Source organism: Streptosporangium minutum, assembly GCF_002149035.1.
Lineage (GTDB): Bacteria > Actinomycetota > Actinomycetes > Streptosporangiales > Streptosporangiaceae > Streptosporangium > Streptosporangium minutum.
In genome coordinates, this window is the sequence record NZ_NGFP01000104.1 from 18444 (window position 1) to 30258 (window position 11815).

At 73.4% G+C, this 11815-nt stretch carries 10 protein-coding genes; 7 read left to right on the plus strand and 3 right to left on the minus strand.

Features of this window, described 5'->3' with window-relative positions; translation table 11 throughout:
- Positions 1-102 precede the first annotated feature (102 nt).
- Entirely contained in the window at positions 103-447 is a 345-nt protein-coding gene (locus tag CA984_RS22245) for an RNA polymerase-binding protein RbpA (protein ID WP_012892001.1), read from the plus strand.
- A gap of 303 nt (positions 448-750) precedes the next feature.
- On the opposite strand, the gene CA984_RS22250 is transcribed toward CA984_RS22245, so the two are convergent.
- Positions 751-1641 carry an NmrA/HSCARG family protein gene (locus CA984_RS22250; RefSeq protein WP_086575455.1) on the minus strand — a complete coding sequence of 297 codons (891 nt, stop codon included), beginning with the start codon at positions 1639-1641 and terminating at the stop codon, positions 751-753.
- Between the two features lie 322 nt (positions 1642-1963).
- Between CA984_RS22250 and CA984_RS48065 the strand changes: the two genes are divergently transcribed.
- The 4 genes from CA984_RS48065 to CA984_RS22270 all read left to right on the plus strand — a co-directional run bounded on the left by CA984_RS48065 (position 1964) and on the right by CA984_RS22270 (position 5012).
- Positions 1964-2554, plus strand: a complete 591-nt coding sequence (locus tag CA984_RS48065; RefSeq protein ID WP_242676101.1) for a TetR/AcrR family transcriptional regulator — start codon at positions 1964-1966, stop codon at positions 2552-2554.
- A gap of 96 nt (positions 2555-2650) precedes the next feature.
- On the plus strand, positions 2651-3472 hold the full coding sequence (locus CA984_RS22260) for an isocitrate lyase/PEP mutase family protein (protein ID WP_086575461.1): 822 nt from the start codon (positions 2651-2653) through the stop codon (positions 3470-3472).
- A 122-nt stretch (positions 3473-3594) separates the two neighbouring features.
- Positions 3595-4254 carry an SDR family oxidoreductase gene (locus CA984_RS22265; RefSeq protein ID WP_086575463.1) on the plus strand — a complete coding sequence of 220 codons (660 nt, stop codon included), beginning with the start codon at positions 3595-3597 and terminating at the stop codon, positions 4252-4254.
- 314 nt (positions 4255-4568) lie between these two features.
- Positions 4569-5012, plus strand: coding sequence for a type II toxin-antitoxin system PemK/MazF family toxin (locus CA984_RS22270; protein ID WP_031172496.1), 444 nt, complete (start codon positions 4569-4571; stop codon positions 5010-5012).
- Here CA984_RS22270 and CA984_RS22275 read toward each other — a convergent pair.
- Entirely contained in the window at positions 4988-5920 is a 933-nt protein-coding gene (locus CA984_RS22275; protein ID WP_086575465.1) for an NAD(P)/FAD-dependent oxidoreductase, read from the minus strand. The genes CA984_RS22270 and CA984_RS22275 overlap by 25 nt on opposite strands.
- Before the next feature lie 511 nt (positions 5921-6431).
- Between CA984_RS22275 and CA984_RS22285 the strand changes: the two genes are divergently transcribed.
- A complete protein-coding gene (locus CA984_RS22285) occupies positions 6432-9173 on the plus strand; it encodes a LuxR C-terminal-related transcriptional regulator (protein WP_086575471.1) in 2742 nt (913 codons plus the stop codon).
- Positions 9174-9365: 192 nt separating this feature from the next.
- Positions 9366-10337 (plus strand): bis(hydroxyethyl) terephthalate hydrolase, encoded by a 972-nt coding sequence (gene bdeA, locus CA984_RS22290; protein WP_108724611.1) that lies wholly within the window; start codon positions 9366-9368, stop codon positions 10335-10337.
- Between the two features lie 122 nt (positions 10338-10459).
- On the opposite strand, the gene CA984_RS22295 is transcribed toward bdeA, so the two are convergent.
- Entirely contained in the window at positions 10460-11527 is a 1068-nt protein-coding gene (locus CA984_RS22295; protein ID WP_086575474.1) for a class I SAM-dependent methyltransferase, read from the minus strand.
- Between the last annotated feature and the right edge of the window lie 288 nt (positions 11528-11815).

The window sequence follows — 11815 nt, forward strand, 5'->3', positions numbered from 1 at the left end:
CGATTGGATCACCCCATGTGTGGGAATCCACACACGGTATCAAGCGTTGTACGCCGTGGGAGACGAACCCCTCACGACGGGGCCCTCAGGAGGCATTCAGACATGGGCGAGCGTGCGCTACGCGGTACCCGGCTCGGGGCGACCAGCTACGAGAACGACCGCAACACCGATCTGGCCCCGCGCCAGGAGGTGTCCTACACCTGCCCGAAGGGCCATCGATTCGACGTTCCGCTCGCCGCTGAGGCCGAGATCCCGGCGACCTGGGAGTGTCGCATGTGCGGCGCGACCGCCATCCGGGTCGACGGCGAGCTGCCGGAGGCCAAGAAGGCCAAGCCCCCGCGGACACACTGGGACATGCTGCTGGAGCGCCGCACGATCGAGGACCTGGAGGAAGTGCTCAACGAGCGCTTGGCGATCCTACGCGCCCAGCGCCGTAAGAGCGCCTGACCGGCTCGGGGGACCCCCGGCACCCGACAGGGGGCCGGGGGTCTCCTCCGTTCCCGGGCACGCCTGAGGGCCACCGGGTCCGTTCCCGGGCACGCCTGAAGGCCACCGGGGTCCACGACGAGCTTGCGGACGGACCCGGCCCGGCCGCACCGTCATCGCCATCGCCATCGACCTGCCGGGCATGGGCGACCCGACCGGGGACACGGCCTCTACGACCAGGACGGTTCTGGCCACCACGGCATGGGCGCGGTCCCGCCACGCGGTCTCCCCGTGAAAGGGCGCGGCGGGGAACCCGGCGGGTGCTCAGGCGGGTTGCCGGGCGGCGTACTTCGCCGCGCCCTCGCGCTCCAGCCACGTGCGGAAATCCATCAACCCCGGGTGCCGCGCGCGCAGGGCCGGGATGTCGGCGTGCCAGCCTCCCGCGTGGTTGGCGAACTCGTAGCCGGCGAGGGCGTCATGGCCCATGTCGAGGAGGGTTTCACGCGGGACGGCCCGGTAGGTGATCGTCCGGCCGACCGCCTCCCCCATGATCCGCGCGATCTCGGTCATGGCGAGCTCGTCGCCGGCCAGTTCGAGCGTCTGACCCAGGTACTGCGCCGGGTGGGTGAAGGCCAGGGCTGCGAAGGCGCCGATGTCGGCGCCGGCGATGAGCTGCACCGGCACGTCGGGAAAGACGACGTCCGCCATCACGCCGTCACGGGTGCCGAAACGCGGATCGATCTGGTTTTCCATGAAACGGACCGGCCGCAGGACCGTGATCGGCAGTCCGAGCCGCCGGGCGTACGCCTCCAGCTCCGCCTTGCTCTCCCAGCGGCGGATGCCGTGGCCCGCGTCGGCGGCGCCGACCGACGCGTACACGAAGTGCCCGACTCCGGCGTCGGCGGCGGCGTCGGCCACGTTCCTGCCCAGCCGTAGCTCGTCCTCGACGGTGAACGAGGGTGGCGTGCCCGGGTAGCCCATGGTGGGCTGGACGCTGAAGACGCCGTGTACCCCGCGGAGTGCGGCGTCGAGCGAGGCCCGGTCGTCCATGTCGCCGCGCACCACCTCGGCGCCGACGTCGGCCAGCACACGACCGCTCGCCGTCCGCGGGTCGCGTACCAGGGCCCGCACGCGCCACCCGGCGGCCAGCAGCTCGCGCGCCGCCGCACCGCCCTGGGTGCCCGTGGCGCCCGTCACCAAAACGATGTCCTTCATGACGTCCTCCTCGATCAGGTTCCGAACAGCCGGCGCGGCCGGAGGCCAGGTCGTCCAGCAGGCGCCGCCTCCAGGGCGCTGGAGCACGGCGCGGGTCAGCCCGCGCGTCGTACCGCCGGGCTCCGCCGCGGGCCGTCGCCGGTGGGCATCCGCAGCGGGAGAACGCCGTCGTACCGCTCCATCGCGAAGCGCTCGACGTGCCTGGCCGCTTACTTCTCCGGCTCGGCCGTACAGATCTCCCGCCCCAATAAACGGGGAATGTCCCCGGTTAACCTCGCGATACGATACGGGGACTATCCCCGTTTCACAACCCGGGAGAGTCGTGACACCACCACCCGCCAGACCCGTACGCGCCGACGCACTGCGCAACTACGATCGCCTGCTCGCCGCGGCCGGCGCGGCCTTCGCCGAGCTGGGCCCCCAGGCACCGCTCGACGACATCGCCAAGCGGGCGGGCGTCGGCAACGCGACGCTCTACCGCCACTTCCCGACGCGGCAGGCGTTGCTCGAAGCCGTACACCGCGACCACATCGAGGCCCTCTGCCGCCAGGCCGAGGACCTGCTCGAGGCGCCTTCACCGGGGGAGGCGCTGACCTCGTGGCTCAAGGCCGTCGTCGCCCAGGGCGGCACCGGCCGCGGCCTGGCCGCCTCGCTCATGGCCGCGATGGGCACGGGCGAGGAGTCAGGGTGTCGCGACGCCGTCTTCGCCTCCGCGTCCGCCCTGCTCACCCGGGGCCAGCAGGCGGGCGACATCCGCGTGGACGTCACGGTGCGGCAACTGCTGAAACTCGTCAACGCCATCGCCCTGGCCACGGAGACGGAGCCTGACCGCGAGGAACAGGCCGACCACCTCGTCGACCTGCTGCTCGACGGGCTGCGCGCCGCCGGTCAACCGAGTGGCGGATCGCCGTAGCCACAGGAGTTCCGGGCGGGCTCCCGGAAAGTGGCCCAGCGGATTGCCCCCTTATCGGATCTTAAAGTCGGTCCACAGGCCCTCTAGAGTCCTGCCATGACCACAGAGACCGGCACCGGTGACACGATGGACCCGACAGCCGCACAGCGGGCGGCGACGCTCCGGGCGCTGCACGTACCGGGAGCCCCCTTGGTGCTGCCCAACGTCTGGGACGCCGCGTCGGCCCGCACCGTCGAGGCGGCCGGGTTCCCCGCGCTCGCCACCGGCAGTGCCGCGGTCGCCTCCGCACTCGGCTACGACGACGGACATGCCGCGCCGGTCGAGGAGATGCTGGCCGCGGTCGGCCGGATCGTCCGGGTGGCCGGCGTCCCCGTCACCGCCGACCTGGAGCGCGGCTACGGCCTGGAGCCGGCGGAGCTGGTGGGACGGCTCGCCGCCACCGGCGCGGTCGGCTGCAACCTGGAGGACTCCGACCCCCGCACGGGTGAGATGATCGACGCCGATGAGCAGGCCGCCTTCCTGGCGGCGGTCCGCGCCGCGGCCATCGAGGCGGGCACCGACCTGGTGATCAACGCCCGGGTCGACACCTACCTGCACGGCGAGGGGACCCCCGCCGAGAGGCTCGCCGAGTCCGTCCGGCGCGGCCGCCGCTACCTGCGGGCCGGCGCCGACTGCGTCTACCCGCTCTTCGCCTCCGGGGCTGACGAGATCCGGGCGCTGGCCGAGGAGATCGACGGCCCGATCAACATCCTGTTCCGTCCCGGAACCCCGTCACTCGAGGAGCTGGCCGCGAGCGGAGTGGCCCGTGTGAGCTTCGGCCCCGGCCTGCACCGGGCCGTGCAGGCCCACACGGCCCGGATGGCCGCAGCGATCCGGGCCGGGCGGAGCCCGTACCCGCCGGAGGACTCCACCCGCTGAGGCGTGCCGCGGCACCGCTCCCCGTGCCCTCCAGGCCGTACGGACGTCCGGGTGACGCCGGCCCGTGTCCCTCCGGGACGCGGGCCGCGGGGCCGTGCGAGGATCATCCGAGGGGGACTGACATGCGAATAGTCATCGCGGGTGGACACGGGAAGATCGCTCTACGGCTGGAGCGGCTGCTCGCCGGACGTGGCGACGAGCCGGTCGGGCTGATCCGCAGGCCCGAGCACGAGCCGGACATCCAGGCGGCCGGGGCCCGGGCCGTCCTGTGCGATCTGGAGAAGGCCTCGGTGGAGGAGGTGGCCGCTCACCTGGCGGGGGCCGACGCGGTGGTGTTCGCCGCCGGAGCGGGGCCGGACAGCGGCGCGGCCCGCAAGGACACCGTCGACCGCGGGGCCTCGGTCCTGCTGGCCGACGCGGCCGAGCGCGCCGGGGTCAGCCGCTTCGTCCAGATCTCCTCCATGGGTGCCGGCAAGCCGCCGGAGCCGGGCGGCGACGAGGTCTGGGCGGCCTACATCACGGCCAAGACCGAGGCGGAGAACGACCTGCGCGGCCGCGACCTGGACTGGACGATACTCCGCCCCGGAGCGCTGACCGACGTCCCCGGAACGGCCCTGGTCACCCTCTCGGATCCGCCGCTGCCCCCTGGCCAGGTGCCTCGCGAAGACGTCGCCGCGGTGATCGCCGCGCTGCTGGACACCCCCGCCGGCCACCACCGCACCCTGGAGCTCATCGGCGGCGACACCCCCATCGAGACGGCTGTCCGGGCCCTGGGACCGTAGGCATGGGGGTCACAGGCGAGTTCCTCCCGCTCGCCACCGCGACCGGAACAGCGCGGACCGGCGCGGAGTGGACCGGGCGTGACGGAGCGGGCCGGACCGGGCGGTTCGGACCGGGGCAGACCGGGGCGTGGCGGACCGGACCGGGGCGTGGTGGACCGGACCGGGGCGTGGTGGACCGGACCGGACCGGCGCAGAGTGGACCGGGGCGTGGCGGAGCGGGCCGGGGCGTGAGGCGCGGGCCTTTGCGCCAACGGGTGCCGCCGGCGAGAGGGGGCCCGGCCGGCCGCGCAGCGGGCGTCCAATAAAATACCCTGGTGCGCGATCTTGGTGAGGACCCGCGACCGGCCCGTGGCGCGGTCCGGGAGGTCTACGACGTGGCCCGGGCGGCGACCATCGACTACTCCCCCGACCTGGACGGGTTCGCCGATCCCGGCGAGATCGTCTGGGCCTGGGTCCCCTATGAGGAGGATCCGGACCGGGGCAAGGACCGGCCTCTGCTGGTGGTCGGCCGTCACGGGCGGCGGCTGCTGGCGATGATGCTGTCCAGCCGCGGCGGGGGCGGCGACCCCCGCGAGTGGCTGGAGATCGGCCCCGGACGCTGGGACCAGGACAACCGGGTCTCCTACCTGCGACTGGACCGGATCTTCGAGCTCGACGAGGACGACATCCGGCGTGAGGGGTCGGTCCTGGACCGCGAGCGGTTCGCCCGCGTCGCCACCGTCCTGAGAGGCGTTCACGGCTGGGCCGCCGACGGGTAGCCGACCGGGGACGGCCCGCTAGGCCTCCCGGTGTCGGCGATGATCTGGAAGGCCGCGCCCGACCCGCCGGCGGCCGACTCGACCGCGGCCTGCGCCTCGGTGACGAGGTCTCCGGCGGCGTAGACGCCGGGCACGCTGGTGCGGAATGAGCCGTCGACCTCCACATAGCCGTCCTCGTCCATCGCCAGTCCCCGGTGTTCGGCGAGGTGGGCGATCAGCGGCACGGGCCTCTGGTCGAGCTGCCAGAGCAGGGTCTGCCGGTCGATGACCGTGCCGTCGGCCAGTTCGACCGCGCGCAGGTCCCCGCCGATGTGGTGCAGCCTGCGGATCTTCCCCTCGACGACCGCCGCCCCACCCCACTCACCCGCCGGCGTGGCGCCGTCTGTCAGGACGATCACGTCGTCGCTCCAGGCGGAGAACCCGGCGGCGGCGGTCGCGGCGAACTCCGGGTCGCCGGTCACCACGCCCCAGGTGCGGTCGCGGTTCTCCCAGCCCAGGCAGAGCGGGCAGTGGATGACCGTCTTGCCCCAGCACTCGCCGAACCCCTCGATCTCGGGATGGACATCGACCATGCCCGCGGTGAGCAGCACCCGCCGGGCCCACATCGGACGGCTGTCCTCGGCGGTGACGGTGAATCCGTCCTCGGGACCGGGGGTCACGTCGGTGCCGGTGACCTCGTGCAGCTCGGCCATGCCGTACTTCTTCAGGTCGTCCCAGGCGCGGCGACGGTATTCGCCGGGGCTCACCCCGTCAAGGCCGACGATGCCGTGCACCTCCTTGGCGAAGACGTTGCGGGGCGGGCGCACGGAGTCCAGGACCACCACCCGGCGCAGGGACCGGCTGAGCGCCATCGCCGCCGTCAGCCCGGCCGGCCCGCCACCGATGATCGCCACGTCGAAATGCTGCATGACGGCCTCCTTCCATTGGTGACCGGCCGTCCGCTTGTGACCGGCCGGTCACAAGCTGATCACCAGCCACAAGTTCGATCCATGGATATCCGGAAAGCCGTATTCCGGAGACAACACGGCACGCCAGGAGGATGCCCGCTGGCGGACGCACCAGTCGCGGCCGGCCGGACCGCGCACCGCATACCGGGTGGAGAACAGCCGATCAAGCCGGCATGCCGGCGTTTCAGGGACGGCAGAAGGCTCATCCACGCCTCCGAATCCACGCCTCCGGCCTTCTCTCCGGACGCCTGCGCCGGGCGCATCGGGGAGACCCTTGATCCCGCAGGGCTGGACGGAGATCGACGCCCTGCCGGCGGCGAGGTCCGCCAAAAGGGCGGTCCCGGGTCCGCGCATCGGTGAAATCACCGGTCCCACGGCGGACGGCCGGGCGGCGGCGCAGGCCACGGGGCCGCCGCGGACGAGCACCGCGCTCGACCTTTTCAGCCACGACATGTCCGCGTAACACTGAGGCATGCCTTCCGTCTCCCCCGTCATCCGGTCACCGGCGCTGCGCGGCCGTGACGCGGAACAGGACATCCTGCGACGGCTGGTCGACGGCGCCCGCGGCCGGTCAGGGGGCGCCATGGTCCTGCTGGGCGCGCCGGGAATGGGCAAGAGCGCGATGCTCGACTTCGCGGTGGACCAGGCGGAGGGATTCGTCGTGCTCAGGACCCGCGGCGTCGAGGCGGAGGCCGCACTGCCCTGCGCCGGACTGCACGGCCTGCTCCGCCCGGTCATGGACCGGCTGCCGGCGCTGCCCGCGGCGCAGGCGGAGGTGCTCGCGGGGGCGCTGGAGCTGGGGGCGACCGGCGGCGGGCTGGCCCTGCCCGCCTCGGTTCTCAACCTCCTGGCGGCCGTGGGGAGGCCGGTGCTGGCCTGCGTCGACGACGTCCACCATCTTGACGCGCCCAGCCGCGAGGCGCTCTTCTTCGCGGCCAGGCGCCTGGCCGGGGAGCGGATCGTGCTGCTCTTCGGGGCACGTGACGACGGCCCCGCCCCGGAGGGCGTCCCCGAGCTCCGGCTGGGAGGTCTCGGCGAGGACGCGTGCCGCCGGCTGGCCGACGATCTGGCGCCGGAGGGGCTCGGCGCGGAGCTGCGGGCATCGCTGATCGAGATCGCCCGCGGCAATCCCCTCGCCCTCCGCGAGCTCGTCGGATCGCTCAGCGCGGCCCAGGTGACCGGCGCCGCCGCTCCGCCCGACACGCTTCCGCCGGGCGGGCGGCTGTGGCGTGCGTACGCGGACCGGCTGGCCCGGTTGCCCGCGGCGACCGGGGACCTGCTCCTGCTGCTGGCGGCCGACCCGGACCTGGACATGGCCTCGCTGGTCCGGGCCGCCGAACCGGCGTGCGCCCTCACCCTGCTCGAACCGGCCGAGCGTGCGGGTGTCATCGTCAGCGCGCCCGGAGACCGCCATGACTTCCGCGACCCGGCGATGGGGCCGGTGGTCTACGCCGAGGCCTCATCCGCCCGCAGGCGGGCGGCGCACCGCCTGCTCGCGAGCGTCCTCGACCATGATCACCAGCGGTTGCGGCGGGCATGGCACCGGGCCGTCTCGCTGGACGGCCCCGGTGAGCGGCTGGCCGACGAGCTGGCCGCGGCGGCCGCCGCGGGCTCCCACAGAGGTTACCCGGCCCCCTGGCTCGCCTTCGAACGGGCCGCGGAGCTCACGGCCCGCGGTGACGTCAAGGCCGCCCGCCTGGCCGCCGCCGCCAACCGGGCCTGGCACGCGGGGCTCGCGCGGCGCGCCAGATCGCTGCTCACCCGCCTGTGCTCCCTGACGGTATCGGAGGAGGTGCGGGGCCAGGCCGAGTTGATCCGGGGCAGCCTGGAGCTGCGCAGCGGGAAGACGGGCAGCGCCCGTGACGAGCTGCTCTCGGCGGCCGGTTGGCTGCTCGACCGGGACCGCGGGCGGGCCGTCCGCGCGCTCCTGCGTGCGAGCGAAGCCAGCTATCTGGCCGGGGACAACTCCCGTTTCCTGGCCATAGCCCGGCAGGCCGCCGCACTACGCCGGCCGGACGATCCGGCGGCCACCCAGCTGATGTTCGAGTATCTGGCGGGCATCGCCGCGACCTTCCGCGGCCGGCACCGGGAGGCGGCGGATCCGCTCCGCCGGGTCCTGGAAATCGCCCCCTCGGTCCGCAACCCGTCGGTGCTGGTCTGGGCGGGCGTCGCCAGCCTGCTGCTCGGCGACGACGTCCGGGCGCTCGGGCTGTCGACCCGGGCAGTGGAGGCCGCACGCGTCCGGGGAGCCGTGTCCGCGGTGCCGCAGGTGCTGGAATTCATGATCCAGACCGAGATCTGGGTGGGCCGCTACGCCTCGGTCGCCGCCAACGCGGTCGAGGGCCTCCGGCTGGCCCAGGAGTCCGGCCAGCTCAACAGCGCGGGTCAGCACCTGGCCTGGCTCGCCCTCACCTCGGCGGTCGAGGGTGACGAGGAGACGTGCCGGATCAGGGCCGGCAGCGCCATCGAGCTGGCGGGCGCCCACGGCCTGGGCGTCGCCGGAGCGCTCGGCAACTGGGCGCTGGCCCATCTGGATCTCGCCGCGGGACGCCACGCGGGCGCGGCGAAGCGGCTGCGGGCGACGGCCCGGACGGACGGCACGAACGGTCACCTCGTCGTGCGGGTCATGGCGACTCCTCATCTCGTCGAGGCCGCCGTGCGGACGGGCGAGCACGAGCAGGCGCGGGCGGCGCTGCGGGTGCTCGACCGGTGGGTGGGCAGCACCCGCAGCCCCGACCGTCTGGCGCTGGCGGCGCGCTGTCACGCGCTCCTGGCCGCGCCCGGGGAGGCCGAGGAGCGGTTCCGCGACGCGCTGGACCTGCACCACCAGGGACTGTGCGAGTTCGAGACGGCACGCACCCAGCTGCTGTTCGGCAGCGTGCTGCGCCGCAACCGGCGGCCCGGCGCGGCCAGGGAGCATCTGCACAGCGCGCTGGAGACGTTCGAACGATCCGGGGCGCGGCTCTGGACCGAGCAGGCTCGCGCGGAGCTGCGCGGGGCGGGGGAGACCGTCCGGTCACGCGGCCCCAAGGCCGCGGAGAAGCTGACGGCGCAGCAGTTCCAGATCGCGCGGATCGTCGCCGACGGCGCCACCAACCGGGAGGTGGCGGCCCGGCTCTACCTGAGCCCGCGCACCGTCGAGCACCATCTCAGGAACATCTTCGCCAAGCTCGACATCCGTTCCAGGGTGGAGCTGGTCCGGCTGCTGTCCTGACCGGCGACGGGTCTCCCTTCGGCGACGGGTGATTTCACCGATGCGTGGATGACATCGCGACCTGACAATTACGACTGCCGGCGGTCATCAGGGACCGCCCGGAGGCCGTGACCGCATACCTCCCCGTATCGGCCGGTCTCCGGCGTGGACGGCCGCCGGCCTGGTCCCCCTCCGAACAGGGAGTACAGCGACGTGCAGTCAGACAACCCCACCCCCCTCCGTCCGCAACCGCACGTGTCCGGCCGTGGCGAGACGGCGTCCGGACCGGCCAGCAGTGCGGGGACGGTCGCCAAACTGACCCTCGCACTGGTCCTGGCGGGCGGCGCGCTCGCCCCCGCCGCCCACGCCGCGCCCTTCGCGGCCCCCGCCGCGCAGGCCGCGGCGAACCCGTACGAGCGCGGCCCCAACCCCACCGTCTCCAGCATCGAGGCCGTCCGGGGCCCGTTCGCCATCGCGGAGACCAACGTCTCGTCACTGCGTGTGACCGGCTTCGGCGGGGGAACGATCTACTACCCGACCAGCACCGGCGAGGGGACGTTCGGGGCCGTCGCCATCGCCCCCGGCTACACCGCCGACAAGTCCAGCATGGCCTGGCTCGCGCCCCGGATCGCCTCCCAGGGCTTCGTCGTCTTCAACATCGACACCCTCACCCGGAGCGACCAGCCCGCCAGCCGGGGCCGTCAGCTCCTGGCCGCGCTCGACTACCTGGTCGAGGAGAGTTCGGTGGCGCGCCGGATCGACGGCGGCCGGCTCGGCGTGATGGGCCACTCCATGGGCGGCGGCGGCACGCTGGAGGCGGCGGCCGACAGGCCGCAGCTGCAGGCCGCGATCCCGCTCACCGGGTGGAACCTCACGAAGAGCTGGTCGGGGGTACGGGTCCCGACCCTGGTCGTCGGCGCCGAGAACGACACGATCGCCCCGGTGGCCTCGCACTCGAAGCCGTTCTACAACAGCCTGCCGTCCTCGCTGGACAAGGCCTACCTGGAGCTCGACGGCGCGGGCCACTTCGCGCCCAACACCTCCAACACCACGATCGCCAAGTACGGCATCTCCTGGCTGAAGAGGTTCATCGACGACGACACCCGCTATGAGCAGTTCCTGTGCCCGGCCCCCCAGGGCGACAGGAACATCTCGGAGTACCGGGACACCTGTCCCCACTCGTAGGCGGCCGGGTCCGCGGATCCCCGTACGGCGGGGATCCGCGGCGAGGATCCGGGACGGACGGCGGCGGTCGCCTCACGTCCCGCCGCCGGCGCGCTCCGGGGACGGCTCCCGGGCGCGGACGGTCACGGCAGCAGCCGGTAGAAGCGCCAGAACCCGAAGTCGCTGATCGGCAGGACCTCGACGGCACGGTAGCCCGCCTCGATCGCGTAGCGGCGCAGAGTGGCGGGGCGCATCACGGTGCCGGTGCCGGCGGAGGGCTGGTGGGACATTCCGTCGGGCAGGCAGATGAGCAGGCTGAAGCCGTACAGCAGCCGCTCGGTGTCGTCGGCGGGCGCGGTGAGGGAGACGGCGGTGGCCTCGTCCATGACGACGACCGTCCCCCCTCGCCTGAGCGCCCGCCGTATCTGGGTGAGCGTGTCCACCGGCTGGGGCATGTCGTGGATGCACTCGAAGGCGAAGACCGCGTCGTAGGCGTTGCCGGCGAGCGCGTGCGCGTCGCCGTGGCGGAAGGCGGCGTCCGCTCCGGCCCGGTCCGCGTTGCGCACGGCCAGCTCGATCGAGGGGCCGTCGATGTCGATCCCCTCGACGACCGCCTGCGGGTAGGCCCTGGCCAGGGCGATGGTGGACCAGCCGCCGCCGCAGCCGACGTCGGCGACGCGGGCGCCGGGACGGCGCAGCAGCGCGTCGAGGTCGGGCACCCCGGCGAGGGCGTCCGGCAGCGCCTGCTCGAACCAGGGCCGGTTCATCTCGGCCTGGGACTCCCGCACGTCCGGCCCGAAGGCGGCCCAGCCGACGCCGCCGCCGTCCCGGTAGGCCTCCAGCAGGGCGGGCGTCTGCGCGGCGGCTCCGGCGATCATCCGGGCCAGCGGCGCGAGGTAGGCGAGGCTGGACTCGTCGGTCAGCACCTCCGCGGCGCCTTCCGGCAGGGCGAAGCGGCCGTCCTCGCCGACCGTCAGGATGCCGCAGGCGGCCTGCTGCTCCAGCCACTCCCGGGCGTATCGCTCGTGGCCGCAGGCGCGGGCGGTCAGCTCGGCGGCGGTGGCCGGTCCGTGCCCGGCGAGTGCCCGATACCAGCCCAGCCGGTCCCCCAGGTGCACCGAGAGCACCTCAAAGGCGCCCAGCGCGGATCGGAGCAGCCGCTCGGCGAACTCCTCCGTGGTCTGCGACGTCTGCGTGGTCTGCGTCGTCATGACGTCTCCGTTCGGTCGCCGCCGTCCGGCACCGGCGACGGGGGGCCGGCTGTCGATCCGCCGTCGCGCCACTGCCCGATCACGACCTCCCCGGCCTGATCGACAACAGCGATGGAGGTAATAAGGTTTACGGCCTATGTTCAGGAACGTAAAGCGTTGTGACCTTAAATCCGTTGTGTGGGTTCTTGCCCTGAGTATTTCAGCTTCGCTGCTGGTCGGCGGCAGTGCCTTGCTGAGCGGTCACCTCGCACCGGTCCCCGACGGACCCGTATCCCTCCCCGCCAGGCC